We start from the raw sequence: 15,659 nt of genomic DNA, 5'->3' as shown, positions 1-15,659 counted from the left end.
GTAGAGGTGGTGGATGCCAATGGCGGACGACCGGTGGGCCACTCAGCGCGAGCCGGATATCGCGGCCGAACTGTCTGCCGCTGGTTTCGACGACGCTGTGGAGATCGGACGGGGCGGGTTCGGGGTCGTTTACCGCTGCCTCCACGAAGCGGTAGACCGCACGGTCGCCGTCAAAGTCCTGACAACAGACCTCGACCACGAGAACCTCGCCCGCTTCGTGCGCGAACAACGAGCAATGGGTCGGATGTCCGGACATCCCAACATCGTCGACCTGTATCAAGTGGGGGTTACACGGAGCAACCGCCCCTTTCTGGTCATGCCCTATCATGAGCACGGCTCTTTGGACGCGCAGATTCGGAGTACCGGCCCCATCGGATGGGAACCGACCGTTCGGCTCGGGATAAAGATCGCGGGCGCTCTCGAGACCGCCCACCGAGTCGGTACCTTGCACCGGGATGTCAAACCAGCGAATATCCTGCTGACCGAGTACGACGAGCCGCAGCTGACAGACTTCGGTATCGCACGAGTTTCCGGAGGCTTCGAAACCGCCTCTGGGTCGATCACCGGTTCCCCCGCCTTCACGGCGCCCGAGGTCCTCGAAGGCCGACCGCCGACCGCCGCGTCAGACGTATACAGTCTCGGATCGACTCTGTTTTGCGCGCTCACCGGGCACGCCGCGTTCGAGCGACTCAGTGGTGAACAGGTCGTTGCACAATTCCTCCGTATCTCCTCGCAACCGATCCCGGATCTGCGAGAGTCCGGAATACCAGAGGACGTGTGCGCGACGTTGGAACGGGCCATGGCCCGTGCCGTGGAGAATCGGTTCGACAGCGCCGCCGATTTCGGCAACGAACTTCGCGCCGTGGAGCGCAGGCATCAGATGGCTGTCGATCGAATGCAGGTACCACCGCAACGTTCCCCTCTCCCGGACAGAGGGGCGGAGTCCACCGGAACGGCACAATGGCGACCTCCAGACGCCGCACCACGGTCTCGTCCGCGCCCCTACAGGGTGCAAGCGCCACGAACGCCCCCTTCCCCGCTGACCAAGTTTCGTCCACCCACGACGTCCCGAAAACTGGTGTGGCGCCACCGCTTGCTCGACACACTGCGCGCCGGCCAGGGTCGCAGACTCACCCTCGTCCACGGACCGGCAGGATTCGGCAAGAGCAGCCTGGTTGCACAGTGGCGGGAGGAACTCGTTTCCCAGGGAGTGTCAGTGGCATGGCTGACCGTCGACCGTGACGATGACAATGTGGTCTGGTTCCTGTCGCATCTAGTCGAAGCGATCCAGAGGGTTCGCGCCGAGTTGGTCGGTGATCTCGGTCAATCACTCGAAGAACAGGGGCAAGCAACTGAACGTTTCGTGCTCACTTCCCTGATCAACCGACTACACGAGAGCGGGGAACCGCTCGTCGCCGTGATCGACGACTGGCATCGGGTCTCCGCGCCCGAATCTATCGCGGTGATGGAGTTTCTTCTCGACAACGCCTGCCACCACCTTCAGATCATCGTGGCCAGCCGTGCCCGGTCGGGGTTACCGCTCAGCCGTATGCGGGTTCGCGACGAACTACTGGAAATCGACTCCGCAGCACTGGGTTTCGATTCTTCTGAGTCAAGGCAGTTCTTCACCGACCGAATGCAGATCCCTCCGGCCGATTCCGATGTCGAGGAATTGCGAGCCTCGACGGATGGATGGATCGCGGCGCTACAGCTGGCATCGCTGTCGCTGCGGGAATCCGAGGGCCAGGAGACCTTGTTGGGCCAATTGCGCGCCGGGACCGACGCACTCGGCGAGTATCTCGCCGAGAACGTACTCGATGCCCTCGAACCCGACTTCCTCGACTTCGTCCTCGCGACCGCAGTACCGGACCGGGTCTGCGGAGAACTGGCTTCAGCTCTCACAGGCGTCCCCGATGGGACGGCGAAGCTCGATCAGGTCGTCGCCCGCGACCTCTTTCTCACCCGAACAGTGGAGGACCGCAGGTGGTACCGCTACCACCACCTGTTTGCGCAGATTCTGCGGCAGCGCCTCGAACGTGACCATCCGGATCGGATCGCGGCACTGCATCGCAGGGCGGCCGCGTGGTTCCGTGAGCGGCACCTACTCGGCGAGGCGCTCGATCACACCCTTGCTGCCGGTGACCGAACTGCAGCAGTCCGGCTGCTCGAGAACGACAGCTTGTACCTACTCGATCGGTCCCAGATGTCCACGCTCCTCGGCCTGATTGCCAAGCTGCCACCCGATCTGGTGTTGTCCAGTCCGCGCCTGCAGTTGACGATCGGCTGGGCGAACACTGAACTACAGCAACTCGACGTTGCAACGAAGGCCCGACACCGGACACTCGAGCTCCTGAACACACTCGACCTCCCCGACGACCAACACGCCCAACTGAAGGTGGAAGCCGATGTGCTGCAGGCTGATACCACCATCACCGCTGACCGCGCAGCCGGTGTCAAAGATCTCGTCGCTCACTGCCTGGCCCATGCCCACGAGCACCACCCCTTCGTCGTGTCGATGGCGGCACTCATCGATACCATCGTCGACACCTACGAGTTTCGATTCAGTGATGCCTACGACCGGCAAGTGTGGGCGACCCCATACCACCAGAAGGCCACCGGACCCTACGCCGTGGCCTACGGATACTGTTTCGCCGGTATGGCCCGAGCCGAACAACTCGACATCGCTGGGGCGAGCGAGTTGTATCACCGAGCATTCAATCTCGTACGGGACGCCGGCAACACCCAATCCCAGCACGCGCGACTCACCCGCGTACTGCTCGCCGAGGATCTCTACCAGCAGAATCGAATCGACGAGGCTGAAGAATTACTGGACGAGACCAGCGACGCAGCGGCGCTGGGTGGCGCCTCGGACTTCATGATCCGGCACTACTGCGCGAGTGCCCGAATCAGGTCCATACGCGGCGACCATGACGGCGCGGTATCCCGGCTCGATGAAGGCATCCGGACCGCCAACAAATACTCTCTCCCGCGGCTGCGGGCTGCGGTGGACTGTGAACGTGCCCGACTGGGGTATCCGCCTCGCTCCGGTGTCGTATCCCTCACCCGCCGATCACGTCAGGAGCATGCAGACGGAATCGAACGGGTCACCGCCGAGATGGAGAACGAGGCCACGATCCTGCTGATGCTTCGCAGCGGTGATCCTGAGCAGCTCAGCCTCGCGTGCGATCTGGCCGAGAATTGGGTACAGGCACTCGCCGGAACCGGACGTGAGCTTGCGCGACTCGGAGCCACTCGACTGCTGGCAGCCTGCCTCTGGGCAGCCGGCCGGAAGGAGGAGGCCCAGCAAACGCTGATTCCTGTTGTGGCCCAATGTGAGCGGCACGGGTTGATACGCTTCCTCCTCGACGGCGGACCCCATGTCGTATCGGTTCTGAAAGCCGTGCGTGAGCAGTTGCACGAGGGCGGAGCCGCCATGCATCCGGACGTGTTGCTGCCCTTCATAGACACCGTGCTCCACAGTGCGCTGACGCGCCCGTGAGTACTTGTTAACCGCCCGCGGTTAACAAGTACTCACGGGCGGCGGAGCCGCGCTCAGCGCCTGCGCCGCATGAAGTCGCTCACGACAGCCGCGCCGAGACCGTCCAAGCCGGGTGCGACCACCCGTCCCCCGACGCGTTCGGCCATCCGATCCACCACTCTTGCCAGGCCGGGGTCGTCGCCGAGCCGGAAGAAGGTCACACGGGCGCCGAGCCGAGCGAGGGTGTCGAGTTCGCGCACCGTGAGGCCCAGCGTGCGCGCGCTCGGCGGGTAGTCGAAGTACGCGAACCCGTCCGGCTCGAGGTGTGCCGTCGGCTCGCCGTCGGTGACGATCAGGACAACCGGCTGCGCATTCGGGTGCCGACGCAGATGTCGCGCCGCGAGCAACAGCGCATGGTGGAGGTTCGTGCCCTGATCCCAGGCGCCGTCCAAGCCCGCCAGTTCCGACGGCGTCAGCACCTGCGCGTGACGGCCGAACGAGATCAGCTGCAGCTCGTCGCTGCGGAAACGCGTGCTGATCAGATGGTTCAGTGCCAGCGCGGTGCGCTTCATGGGCACCCAGCGGCCTTCCATCACCATCGAGAAGGAGGTGTCCACGAGCAGCGCGACCGCCGCCTGCGACCGCTGCTCGGTTTCCATCACCTCCACGTCGGAGACGGACAACCGGACCGGGACGCGGGGTCGATCCGACACCTCGGCCGCCGCCCTCAGCACGGCGTTGGTCATCGTGCGGGTCACGTTCCACGGCTCGGTGTCCCCGAACGCCCATTCCCGGGACGCTCCCGTCGGCTCACCCATCGCGCCCGCACGCCGGGTTTCCCGCTGTCCCCCACGTGAGGACAGCTGCTGTGCCACATCCCGTAGCGCCGTCTGCCCGAGTTGCCGCATCGCCTTCGGGGACAGCCTCCATTGACCATCGGCACCGCGGTCGAAGAAACCCTGATCCCGCAACGCCTTCTCGAGGTCTGCCAGGGTCCGCGCGTCCGCGGCCGCCTCGTCACCGAGTTGCCGGGCCAGTGCCTCCGCGTCGATGTCGTCCAGTGCCGCCCCGGCGTACTGCTGCGACAGCTGTTCGGCGAGCGATTCGAGTTCCGCGATGTCCTGCAGGGCACCGGTCCCCTCGCCGAGTCCCATGCCCTGGTCGCCGCGGAACCGTTGCGAGCCCTGCCAGTCCTCGCCCGGCCGGGCGGCCTGCAAGTGCTGATCGAGCCGATCCAATTGTCCGATCAGGGACGGGTCGCCGAATGCCTGCTGGGCCAGCGCGTCCAGTTCGTCGCGTTGTTCCTGCGACAGCGAGTTCCGGAGACGCTGCGCGGCCGCTGCGCGCTGCGCCAGCGAATCGAGCAACTCCTCGACGTTGCGCGGGTTCTCGGGGAAGTACTCGCCGTGCTTGTTCATGAAATCGTCGAACTGTTCCTGCGTGTCCTCACCGCGGGCATGCTTGTCGAGTAGGTCGTTGAGATCGGTGAGCATGTCGCGAATGCGTTCGCGGTCTTCCTCCGTCGCACCTTCGAGGGCCTGTTTCATGCCCGCAAATCGCTGATCGAGCACCTCCCGGCCGAGCAGATCCCGGATCTTCTCGTAGTCTGCGCGCGCCTCGGAGCTACGCCAGTCGTAGTCGGCCAACTCCTGCACGGCCTGCGCCGTCGACGGCGGTAGTTCCGCCAACCGCATTTCCGCGAACCGGGCGTCGTCATCGAGTGCGCGGGCCAGCGCCTTGCGTTCCTCGAGAACGGCGTGGTCGAGGAGCTCCCGCACCTCTTCGAGGGTGCCGCTCAGATTGTTTCGTTTCAGTAGTTCCCGTCTACGCCGATTGGCCTCGGCTGCCAGGTCGTCGAGTCCCCGCATATCGCGATTGCCACGCCGAAGCATCTCCCGCAACGCCTGACGCGGCGAACTGCCCGACAGCACGTCGTCGCCGATCGCGGCCAGGGCTTCCCTCAGGTCGATGGGCGGCGCAAGCGGATCACCGCCTTCGTACGGCCCGTACCGCGCGTTGTGCGACCCGCGCTCCGCCTTGCGGGTCATTACGAATACACCGTCTGGCCGTTGACGTCGGGGTTCTTGGAGATCCGGCGCGCCAGGTACAGCCCCTCGAGCGCGAACTCGGCGGCCGCGGCGCGTTCCCCATCCGATTCGGCGCCGAGCCGCTCGGCCAGTTCGTCCAGGACGTCGAGTTCGGGCAGCTCGTTCAGAAGCACCTTGGCGGTGATTCGCTCACCGGTGACGACGGGCTCACCCTGTTCGACGGCGGCAACCAACGGGGCCAGATCGATGCCGCCGAGCCTCGCCCGCACGGTGTCGGCCGTTGCCCGGCGCAGCAGGTGCTCGAGAACCTCGATCTCCCGCCCTTCCTCACCGGACTCGAATTCGACCTTGCCCCTGAGCACGTCGACGACGGTCTCGAGGTCCACCGGCCGCGCGACCGGGTCCGCCTCGCCGAGAACAGCTCCCCGATGGACCGCCGCGGCACTCACCGTCTCCGCCCCGGCCACCGCGAATCGCGCGGACACACCCGATCGCTGGTCGACCGACGTCGACTCGCGCAGCAGGCGGGTGAAGCGCGCCAGGATTTCGAGCAGATACTCGGGCACCTCGGCGAGGAGATGCGCTTCCTGAAGGATCACCTCGACCTCGTCGTCGAGATGGTTCGGATAGTGGGTGCGGATTTCGGCGCCGAACCGGTCCTTGAGCGGAGTGATGATGCGACCACGGTTGGTGTAGTCCTCCGGGTTCGCACTCGCCACCAACAGAACATCCAGCGGAAGCCGCAGGGTGTACCCGCGAACCTGGATGTCCCGCTCCTCCATCACGTTGAGCAGCGACACCTGGATGCGCTCGGCGAGGTCGGGGAGTTCGTTGATGGCGACGATGCCGCGGTGAGCACGGGGCACCAATCCGAAATGAATGGTCTCGGGGTCGCCGAGGCTGCGGCCTTCCGCCACCTTGACGGGGTCGACGTCGCCGACGAGGTCCGCCACCGAGGTGTCGGGCGTGGCGAGTTTCTCCGAATACCGTTCGCTACGATGCCGCCACAGAACGGGCAAGGCGTCACCCAGTTCGCGTGCCCGACGGATAGAGGCCGGGGTGATGGGCTCATAGGGATGCTCCCCGAGTTCGGAACCGGCAATCACCGGAGTCCATTCGTCGAGGAGCAGGTTGAGTGTGCGGAGCAGTCGTGTCTTGCCCTGTCCACGTTCACCGAGGAGCACCACGTCGTGCCCGGCGATCAGGGCACGCTCGAGTTGCGGTGACACCGTCTCCTCGAACCCGACGATGCCGGGCCACGGATCACGTCCGTCACGCAGGGCCGCGAGCAGATTCTCGCGGATTTCTTCCTTGACGGTGCGTTGAACATGGCCCGACTCGCGGAGCTCGCCGAGTGTGGAAGGTCTCTGTTGCGATGACGTCACCACTCCAAGCTACGAGTGTTCGAGACAATCGGCACGCCTTGACGTGGCGAAGCGGCGAGATTTCGTCACATCCCGCGTCACGCGTACGCGGCCGAACCGACCGTCGCCACCCTGTCCAGCGCCTGCCAGGCGACGTCGTAACGCTTGCGTAGCACCTCGTCCGCGTCGGTGAGAAGGGCATCGAGCAGCGACCGCGGATCGTCCCGCCACGACTGGACCGCTTCGGCCACGGCACGGTTCCCGAACAACCCGGTACGGGCCAGCGCGAAGGCCCATTCGTCGACCTCCCCGCGATGAATGCGCTCGACGGCATCGCCGCGGAAGGCACCATCGACGAAATCGAGCGACAACAGGGCGGCGACATACCCACCCGTGTTCAGCTGTACGACGTTCATGGCGTGGCACCTTTCCTGGAGTCGGATCTCGATCCGGCGCAGCGCCGGCGGGATGTGCTGGCCTGAACGCTATTCGCCGTTCTTGTGAGGACTGTGTCGCTTCTCTGAGAACTGGGGTCGGCTCCGCCTCACGGAACTGGGGTCGGCTCCGCCTCACGGAACTGGGGTCGGCTCCGCCTCACGGAACTGGGGTCGGCTCCGCCTCACGGAACTCGGTGCGCTTCCGCCTCGCGACCGTTCGTCCGGAACTGGTAGACAGTCCCCATGCCTGACGCCGAGATCACGTTCGAGAGCGGTGCCGTCACCTACTACGGCAGCCTGCGCACCCCCGAGCACACGACCCGGGCGGCCGCACCCGGGGCGCTACTGCTCGCCGGTAGCGGACCCACCGATCGAAACGGTGACAGCGGCCTCCTCCCCGGCGACATCGGAACCCTCCGCTTCCTCGCCGATCTACTCGAGCAGCACGGCATCGTGAGCCTGCGCTACGACAAAATCGGCAGCGGGAGAACCGCTCTCGGCCCCTATGAGGTGGACGAGATCGGCGACCTCGGATTCACGACGTTCGTCGACGCCGCATCGGCGGGGCTGGACTTCCTCGCGGCGCAACCCGGTGTGGACCCGTCAAGGCTCATCGTTATCGGTCACAGCGACGGCGGACTCGTCGCCTTGGCGCTCGCCACCGCCATCGGCGAGAACCGGGTCCGAGCCGTGGGACTTCTGGAACCGCTCAGTGTCCGCCTCCTCGACCTGCTGACGACCCAGATCTCCGCCCAATTGGACACCGTTGTGGGCGCCGGGCAGTTGCCGGTGGAACTGGCGGACGAGCTCCGGCTTGCTCTGGCCGACACCGTGGAGTCGCTGCGCACCGACGGAACGATCCCCGACAACCTGCCCGAGCCACTGCAGAACGCGGGTCTGGTCCACGCCAACGCGAAAGCCCTCGCCGAGGAGGATGCGCTCGACCCTCGCACGCTCGCCGGCCGCCTCCCTGCCGGCTTCCCTGTTCTGACGAGCTGCTCGGCGAAGGACATCCAGGTGCAGGTGGCGGATGTCGATGGACTCGATGCCGCACTGGCGCACACTGCTCTCACGTCGGTGCGCATGGTGAACGCCAGCCATGTCCTCAAGGACGTCGGAAACCGCCCGTCCACAGGCCCCGATTACGTCGAGCCCCTCCCCTATTCGTCGGAGTTCGCCGAGCCGTTCAGCGCCTGGGTGGCCACCCTGTAGTCAGTTCGGCCGGACGTCGTTCAGCATCGCCATCAGTGTCCGGGCCAGGTCGGAGACGAGCCCCAGGTTCTCGTTGTTCACCAGATCCTCGAGACCGTCCACTCCATCGACCTCGAGAAGCGGTCGCAGCGTCTCGAGCAGCCGCGACAGTTCCGTCGATTCCCCGGCCGGCGCCGGTGCGGACGGCGTCGTGGTCGTCGGTGTCGCCACCTCGAGTGCACTGGTGGTCGTGGTCGGTGCCGTGGTCGTGGTCGTGGCAGATGCCGAGGTTGTGGCAGATGCCGAGGTTGTGGCAGCCGTCGTGGTCGTGTCTTGCGCTGCCGCGGCCGATGGCGCCTTCGGTGTCGTGGTGGTGGTCGGCGACCCTGACGACGGGGGCGCAGTGGTGGTGGTCGCGTCCGCTTTGGTGGTCGCGGCGGCCGACTGTACGGCGTCGATTTCGGACCCAACCGACGAACCGGTCAGTAAATACGTGACGATGCCCGTGGTGATCGCGATCGCGTGCTTCAACTGACCGTCGGCACTTTCGAGTTGGGCTGCGTCCTCCGGATGGGAACCGTTACCCATCTCGACGAACACCAGTGGAACCTTCGTGAGCGCCGGTCCCGCCACATCGGCGCGGGTCTGGATGCCGTCGACCACCCCCGCGTAATTGGCAGGGACGAACCCGTCGGCAACATAGGCGTCGCGCATCATTTTCGACGCTTCGAGGCCGCCCCCGGATTGGGCCGCGTTCGCCGCCTCGTCCGGTATCGGCAGGGTCGGGACGATCATGTGGAAGCCGTGTTTCCCGGCGTCCTCACCCGACGCCGTCGAGTCGGCATGAATACTCACGGCCACATCGGCGTTCGACTCGCTCGCCGCGCGCGCTCGTTCGTCGACGCATCCACCCCAGCCGGTGTCGTTCTGCCTGCTCTGCACCACCGACGCGCCCAAGGTTTCGAGACTGCTCTTTACCAGCTGCGCCACATTCCAGTTGATCGTGTGCTCCGGTACCCCGCCCAGTGAGGTCATCCCACTCGTCTGGCAGTCCTTGGTTCCGCCTCTGCCGTCGTCGACCTGCCGGGTGAGGTCGTTCCCCTCGGCCGAACCTTGATGACCTGGGTCGAGGAAAACCGTGAGGTCGGCGAGCTCGGTGCCGGTCGCTGTCGGCGCCGGATCCGGCTGCGCCGAGACATGGGCGGGAATGAGTACGGAGGCGCCGAGGACGCAGGCACCGAGGCCGGCCTTGATTGCAGTTCTGTTCATACCGGGGATGGGCGCGCACGTCGCAGTGCGGGCGCCACTCTCCTTCCACAGGTGCCACACGAGTCACATCAGCCCCGAGTGAAGCAGCTGCAACGAACGAATGTGATCCTCGAAACCGAATCGAGAGCAACCTGTGACCGAAGCGGCGAATCGCGAGAAGGTGAACAGCACGGCAACTCTGCACGAAAGATCGCTGCTCAGCTCGGCAGTGGGCGCGGCGGACCCGATAATGGAAGTGCACAACCCTCGATCGGTGCTGTACGGTCATCTACCAACCAGCAACGTCACGCAGAAAGGTACGGACATGATGCAGCTTCACGCGCTCTTCGCATCCGTACCCGCATGGCGTCACTGCACCGCCGACAAGCACATCTCCAAGTACGGCGCACCCCGAGAATGACGAGAATCCATCCAGTTCTTCTCGGGCACCCAGGGCAAACCCCTCGGGTGCCTTTTCTTTTACCCTTCACCTGCAGGAGCACACCATGAAACTTCGGATCAACCAACTGTCCACCGAGCCCCCGTATCCAGGCCTGCCCGACGACCTCACCGGATACGCGGTCACGCTCGACCTGTCGCACTGCGACGCCGCGCACGAAGCGACCCTCGGCGAGCTGATCAGCGAGATCCGCAGCCGAGGCGCCGCACGCGTGGTCATCACCGGTTCGCCGCGCACACTCGAAGGCACCGGCCGGGGACACGCAGCCGCAGCGGCCTGACAACCACGAACGGGCCACGGCAGGAAGCCGAGGCCCGTTCGCGAAGTGCCGAACGCTAGTGCGCGAAGTGCCGCGCGCCCGTGAGATACATGGTGATACCGGCTTCCTTGGCGGCGTCGATCACCTCGTTGTCGCGGACCGAACCGCCCGGCTGCACCACAGCCTTGACACCCGCGTTGGCGAGAACCTGCAAGCCGTCCGGGAACGGGAAGAACGCGTCGGACGCACCCACCGACCCGACGACCCGGTCGCCTGCACGCTGCACGGCCAGATGGGCGGAGTCGACACGGTTGACCTGACCCATTCCGACGCCGACCGACGCACCGTCGCTGGCCAGCAGAATGGCATTGGACTTGACGGAACGGCAAGCCCGCCAAGCGAACTCGAGATCCTTCAAGGTCTGCTCGTCGGCAGCGTCCCCGACCGCGAGAGTCCAGTTGGCGGGGTTGTCGCCTTCGGCGTCGAGAACGTCCCGTTCCTGGAGCAGCGCTCCCCCGGACACCGGACGCAGCTCGATCCCGGTGGGATTCGGCGCCTTCGCGAGAAGCACGCGAACATTCTTCTTCCGCTGCAGCACACCGAGCGCGCCGTCTGCGTACGACGGCGCGATGATCACCTCGGTGAAGATTTCGGCAACCTGCTCCGCCATCTCCACGGTGACCTCACGGTTGGCGGCAATCACGCCGCCGTATGCGCTCACCGGATCACACGCGTGCGCCTTACGGTGCGCCTCGGCGATGTCGCCGCCGACCGCGATGCCACACGGATTCGCGTGCTTGATGATCGCGACCGCGGGATCGCTGAAGTCGTAAGCGGCACGCCAGGCGGCGTCTCCGTCGGTGTAGTTGTTATACGACATTTCCTTGCCGTGCAGTTGCTCCGCCTGAGCGAGGCCTGCGGAAGCGGCGGGGTTCACGTACAGCGCGGCGGCCTGGTGCGGGTTCTCGCCGTAGCGGAGCACCGCCGAACGGTCCCACGTGGCACCGGCCCACTCGGGGAACTGCGAGTCACCACTGTCGACCAGCGTGGACGTCATCCAGCTCGCCACGGCGACGTCGTACGACGCGGTGTGCTGGAATGCCTGAGCGGCGAGAGCGGTCCGCTCACCGAGCGTGAAACCGCCGCCGTCAACCGCCGCGAGCACGTCCTCGTAACGGGCGGGATCGACGACGACCGCAACCGACGGGTGGTTCTTCGCGGCAGCGCGGACCATCGACGGACCGCCGATGTCGATCTGCTCGACGCACTCGTCGGGAGTTGCACCCGAGGCGACCGTCTGGGTGAACGGGTAGAGGTTCACCACCACCAACTGGAACGCCTCGATGCCGAGTTCGTCGAGCTGGGCGAGATGCTCCGGCTTACGGGTGTCGGCGAGAACCCCGGCGTGCACCCGCGGGTGCAGGGTCTTGACCCGTCCTTCGAGGCACTCGGGGAACCCCGTGAGCGCCTCGACCGGCGTCACCGGAATACCGGCGTCGGCAATCTTCGCGGCCGTCGACCCGGTCGACACCAATTCGACACCCGCCTTGTGCAGGCCGGTAGCCAGCTCGACCAGACCGGTCTTGTCGTAGACGCTGACGAGCGCTCGGCGCACAGCCTTGCGTTCACTCACTGGGGATCACGGCCTTTCGTCCATCGGATACAACTCCACGGGTGGCGACAGCGGCGATGACATCCGCCAACAACCGTCGCTCCACAGTCTTGATTCGCTCGTGCAGGGTCGACTCGTCGTCGCCGTCGAGCACGGGCACGGGTTCCTGCGCGAGGATCGGGCCGGTGTCGACACCGGCGTCCACCAGGTGCACCGTCGACCCCGACACCTTGACGCCGTACGCCAGCGCATCGGGCACGGCGTGTGCACCGGGGAAGGCGGGCAGCAGCGCGGGGTGGGTGTTGATGATGCGGCCACCGAACCGGTCGAGGAAGGCCGGGCCGAGGATTTTCATGAAGCCGGCCGACACCACCAGCGACGGCTCGTGTGCCGCGACAGCGTCGGTGAGTGCCTTGTCCCACGACGCACGGTCCGGGTGGTCGCGCAGGCTCACGCGAAAGTAAGGAATTCCGGCGGCCTCTGCGTGGCGGATCGCGTCACAGTTCCGGTCGACACCGACCGCCACGACGTCAGCGGGGTATCCGCCGGTTCGGGAGGAGTCGATCAGCGACCTCAGCAGGGTGCCGGCACCGGATGCGAGTACGACGACCCGGGCCGGTGCCGTCGATGACGTCCCGGTCGCCGCCGTCGGCCTCAGGTGGTCACGCGAGGAAGTCAGCGCTCTACTCCTGAACAATCGAAAGGCTGGTGAAATCGAACGGGCGGTCGCATCGTCGACCGAGCAAGAGCCTAGTCGCTGGGGGTTGCGGACCCTCGGGGCAGGTCGCCTTCAGCTCCGTCATCCGCTTCGCCGGACGCATCCGATCCCGTAGTCGCCGGGTCTTCCTCCACCTCGGCGTCCACCACGACCTCGGCCTGGGCCTCGTCGTCCTCGGGTGCCGCGGCGCCTACCGGTGTCTCCGGATCCTCGACGAGCTCCGCGTCGATGACCCTGCCCGGAGCTTTACCCGCCGGAATGGGAGATGCATCGGGAACGGGAGCGGCGATGGCGGGCACCTCTTCCTCGCCCGGGAGATGGGGTTCCTCCTCGTCGGTCGAGGCCTCGTCCGCGTCGTCGTCAGCGCCCCGCCCGCGGAACCACGCGATGACGACCGCGGTGATCGCTCCGACGAATCCCAGCCAGGCGAATGTCAGTCCGCCGAACACCCACCACGTGATCCGGACGGTGCCGAAGGCCCCCAGCTCACCGCCGGCGACTAGACCGAGAATGGCGGCCACCACACCCACACCCGCGGCCGCGGCCAACACCGTGAACAGGGCTTCCTGCCCGGCCACGCGCCGCCCGGAGTCGCGGCCGAGCATGACACCGATCAGCAGGGGAATCATCAGCAGAGCGGGCCAGGCACCGCCCGCGGCGCCGTCCGGAACGGCGCCGAGTACCGGCAACGGAGGCAGTGAGCCGCCCACATTCCCGAACACACTCACCGACACGTCCCCGATGTCCGCCGTGCCGCCCGTCGCGGCGGCCGCCGCACCGATCACGACGTTGGGCAGGTACAGCACCGAGAGCACGGTCAGCCCGAGGAGGCCCACCACACCGTCGCCCCGCTCGAGCAGCCCACCGACCGTCGACCACTCCACCAGCAACGACACGGTGACCAGAGCGGCACCTGCACCGATAATCGCCGTGAATGCGCGCAGTCCCGGCCGCACCGCGTTCCGCGCCCATGCCGGAAGATCCGCTGACCACGTCGGCCACATCGTGACCGCAACCCCGAGCCCGGCGGCCAGCAGGTGCACGAACAACACCCAACCGAACGCGGCGAGAGTATTCGGTGGCCACAACGCGATGACCGCCGATGCGTCCGCGATCACGGCCAGGCTGATCGCGGTGATGACCAAGGGGCCGCCCACCGCGGCTCCCACGACTCGGAGAACCCGGCGGCGCGACGACGCCACGTCGACGGCCCCGGCGCACCCGCGGGCGACAGCCCACACCATGCCCAGGGTCGGAATCAACGGAAGGACACCGAGCTCGGTGCCGTCGATGGTGACCGGAACCTGGTGAATCGCCAGCCACGACGCAGCGATCGCGCCGAACGTCCCGGTCAGGTCGCTGTTCGCGGCGACGAGCGTGACCACGACCAACGCCGACAGCAGAACGATCGTCACCGCCGCCGGCCGGAACGCCACCGCCAGCAACGCCCACGCCTCGTCGGGGTCCGGCACCCGGGCCTGCGGACCCCGCCCAGTTTCAGCGGATCGCCGCTCATCACCTCGTGCGGCCCTGCGCTGAACACGATCAACCAAAGAACTCATCCCCTCGAGAGTGGCACCTCGGCGCCACGACCGCAGTCAGGCGCGCCGCACAGAAGTGGCCTCCGACCATGGGCGGTCGAAGGCCATCTGCTTGGTTCTGTCCCGTTACTTGTCGTCCCGGTCGGAACGGGTGTCGAAGGCCTGGGTCTGTGCACCCTGGCCCTCGGACTCGGACGACTCACCCGTGTCGGCATGCTGCGACTCGGAACGCGACTGCTCGCCGTACTCCAGGGTGCGCTCCACCGGCGACGATCCGGACTGCGCGCCGTAGGCCGGGGCGGCGTGCTGGGCCGAACCGTAACTGGTGCCCGCCGGTCCCGTCGGGTACTGCGAGGCGGGGGTTGCGCCCGGCTGCGAATACCCCTGGTACTGCGGCTGCTGATATGCGGTCGTCGGAGCGTCGTACGGCGCCGACCCTGCCCCATAGCCCTGCTGCTGCCCGTATCCCTGACCGTAACCGGACTGGCCTGGCGAAGACTGCGTCTGGCCGGGCTGCTGACCGGGCTGGCCCTGCGGGCCGAAGCCCTGCTGGCCGTACGGAGACTGACCCGACTGCCCGTATCCCGGCTGCGGCTGACCGCCCTGCGGACCGAAGCCCTGCGGACCGCTGTACCCCTGTGAAGGCTGCTGACCGTAGCCCTGCGACGGCTGCCCGTAGGACTGTTGCCCGCCCTGGCCGTAGCCGCCCTGCCCGGACTGGCCGAAAGCACCAGCGGCCGAAGGACTGCGGACCGGCTGCTTCACGATGCCGATGTCGAACAGCAGCGCAGCGACCGCCAGTGCCGACTGGATGAATCCCAGCACAAGGATCAAGATGGCGCCCCAACCCGAATCGGCGTCGAAGTTGAGGAAGATGAGCAGGGCGAGAACCCAGCCGGAGATGGACGCCGCCGCCGCGGCACCCGCATAGTTCTGTTTGGGGAGAAGGGATACCGCAGCCAGCAGACCGCCGAGGAACAGCAGCCCGAGACCGTGTGACCCCGCCTCGAAGGAATTGAGCGGTTCGCTGACGACGGTGACGTACGGGGCGAACCCGAACAGCAGGTTCAGCAACCCGAGAACGGCGACACCGATCAGGAGGAAGAAGCCCAGGCCTTTGGAATTTCCCCCTGCATTCTCCTGCGCTGCATTCTGTTGCGCGGGCGGACCGTAGCTCGGTCCGCCGGGCGGGAACGTCATGACTTCTCCTCGTCGACAAGTGGTCGTCTGCGTGCGCTCTTCCGACGCTAGCCTACGTATACCCGTGGGTCACTGCCCTCGGTAGCGGCCCACACCGCCGGGA

Annotated in this window: 12 protein-coding genes; 4 read left to right on the top strand and 8 right to left on the bottom strand. The window is 66.4% G+C overall.

Annotated elements, in window-relative coordinates; genetic code table 11:
* The first annotated feature begins 19 nt into the window (after positions 1-19).
* Complete coding sequence (locus GFS60_RS23155; protein WP_159927478.1) at positions 20-3,499, top strand: serine/threonine-protein kinase; 3,480 nt, start codon at positions 20-22, stop codon at positions 3,497-3,499.
* A gap of 53 nt (positions 3,500-3,552) precedes the next feature.
* Here the strand turns inward: GFS60_RS23155 and GFS60_RS23150 are convergent, their stop codons facing one another.
* From GFS60_RS23150 to GFS60_RS23140, 3 genes are all read right to left on the bottom strand, one after another.
* Positions 3,553-5,526 carry a vWA domain-containing protein gene (locus tag GFS60_RS23150; protein ID WP_109332690.1) on the bottom strand — a complete coding sequence of 658 codons (1,974 nt, stop codon included), beginning with the start codon at positions 5,524-5,526 and terminating at the stop codon, positions 3,553-3,555.
* Positions 5,526-6,911, bottom strand: coding sequence for an ATP-binding protein (locus tag GFS60_RS23145; RefSeq protein WP_159924929.1), 1,386 nt, complete (start codon positions 6,909-6,911; stop codon positions 5,526-5,528). Before GFS60_RS23145 ends, GFS60_RS23150 begins: the two co-directional genes overlap by 1 nt.
* Before the next feature lie 77 nt (positions 6,912-6,988).
* Positions 6,989-7,306 carry a hypothetical protein gene (locus GFS60_RS23140; protein ID WP_159924927.1) on the bottom strand — a complete coding sequence of 106 codons (318 nt, stop codon included), beginning with the start codon at positions 7,304-7,306 and terminating at the stop codon, positions 6,989-6,991.
* Positions 7,307-7,570: 264 nt separating this feature from the next.
* Here GFS60_RS23140 and GFS60_RS23135 point away from each other — a divergent pair, with 264 nt between their 5' ends.
* Complete coding sequence (locus tag GFS60_RS23135) at positions 7,571-8,539, top strand: alpha/beta hydrolase family protein (RefSeq protein WP_159924925.1); 969 nt, start codon at positions 7,571-7,573, stop codon at positions 8,537-8,539.
* Here GFS60_RS23135 and GFS60_RS23130 read toward each other — a convergent pair whose 3' ends face one another.
* Positions 8,540-9,787 carry an N-acetylmuramoyl-L-alanine amidase gene (locus GFS60_RS23130; RefSeq protein WP_236603260.1) on the bottom strand — a complete coding sequence of 416 codons (1,248 nt, stop codon included), beginning with the start codon at positions 9,785-9,787 and terminating at the stop codon, positions 8,540-8,542. It abuts the gene before it with no gap.
* 133 nt (positions 9,788-9,920) lie between these two features.
* On the opposite strand from GFS60_RS23130, the gene GFS60_RS23125 reads away from it, so the two are divergent.
* On the top strand, positions 9,921-10,187 hold the full coding sequence (locus tag GFS60_RS23125; RefSeq protein WP_159924923.1) for a hypothetical protein: 267 nt from the start codon (positions 9,921-9,923) through the stop codon (positions 10,185-10,187).
* 85 nt (positions 10,188-10,272) lie between these two features.
* Positions 10,273-10,506 carry a hypothetical protein gene (locus tag GFS60_RS23120; protein WP_159924921.1) on the top strand — a complete coding sequence of 78 codons (234 nt, stop codon included), beginning with the start codon at positions 10,273-10,275 and terminating at the stop codon, positions 10,504-10,506.
* A 55-nt stretch (positions 10,507-10,561) separates the two neighbouring features.
* Here the strand turns inward: GFS60_RS23120 and purH are convergent, their stop codons facing one another.
* The 4 genes from purH to GFS60_RS23100 form a co-directional block, all read right to left on the bottom strand.
* The gene (gene purH / locus GFS60_RS23115; protein ID WP_159924919.1) at positions 10,562-12,118 is read right to left on the bottom strand and encodes a bifunctional phosphoribosylaminoimidazolecarboxamide formyltransferase/IMP cyclohydrolase; all 1,557 of its coding nucleotides are present in this window, start codon (positions 12,116-12,118) and stop codon (positions 10,562-10,564) included.
* The gene (gene purN / locus GFS60_RS23110) at positions 12,111-12,794 is read right to left on the bottom strand and encodes a phosphoribosylglycinamide formyltransferase (protein ID WP_159924917.1); all 684 of its coding nucleotides are present in this window, start codon (positions 12,792-12,794) and stop codon (positions 12,111-12,113) included. The genes purH and purN overlap by 8 nt, the downstream gene beginning before the upstream one ends.
* A 53-nt stretch (positions 12,795-12,847) precedes the next feature.
* Positions 12,848-14,368, bottom strand: a complete 1,521-nt coding sequence (locus tag GFS60_RS23105; protein WP_159927477.1) for a cell division protein PerM — start codon at positions 14,366-14,368, stop codon at positions 12,848-12,850.
* Between the two features lie 114 nt (positions 14,369-14,482).
* Positions 14,483-15,556 carry a DUF5336 domain-containing protein gene (locus GFS60_RS23100; RefSeq protein WP_159924915.1) on the bottom strand — a complete coding sequence of 358 codons (1,074 nt, stop codon included), beginning with the start codon at positions 15,554-15,556 and terminating at the stop codon, positions 14,483-14,485.
* Between the last annotated feature and the right edge of the window lie 103 nt (positions 15,557-15,659).

The sequence above is a fragment of the Rhodococcus sp. WAY2 genome (assembly GCF_009859915.1).
In the GTDB taxonomy this organism is placed as follows: Bacteria; Actinomycetota; Actinomycetes; order Mycobacteriales; family Mycobacteriaceae; genus Rhodococcus_F; species Rhodococcus_F oxybenzonivorans.
This window is presented reverse-complemented; position numbering and strand designations above follow the sequence as displayed.

Coding starts and splice junctions, on each gene's coding strand:
- GFS60_RS23155 (WP_159927478.1), top strand. CDS start 20: ATGGCGGACGACCGGTGGGCCACTCAGCGCGAGCCGGATATCGCGGCC.
- GFS60_RS23150 (WP_109332690.1), bottom strand. CDS start 5,526: ATGACCCGCAAGGCGGAGCGCGGGTCGCACAACGCGCGGTACGGGCCG.
- GFS60_RS23140 (WP_159924927.1), bottom strand. CDS start 7,306: ATGAACGTCGTACAGCTGAACACGGGTGGGTATGTCGCCGCCCTGTTG.
- GFS60_RS23135 (WP_159924925.1), top strand. CDS start 7,571: ATGCCTGACGCCGAGATCACGTTCGAGAGCGGTGCCGTCACCTACTAC.
- GFS60_RS23130 (WP_236603260.1), bottom strand. CDS start 9,787: ATGAACAGAACTGCAATCAAGGCCGGCCTCGGTGCCTGCGTCCTCGGC.
- GFS60_RS23120 (WP_159924921.1), top strand. CDS start 10,273: ATGAAACTTCGGATCAACCAACTGTCCACCGAGCCCCCGTATCCAGGC.
- GFS60_RS23100 (WP_159924915.1), bottom strand. CDS start 15,556: ATGACGTTCCCGCCCGGCGGACCGAGCTACGGTCCGCCCGCGCAACAG.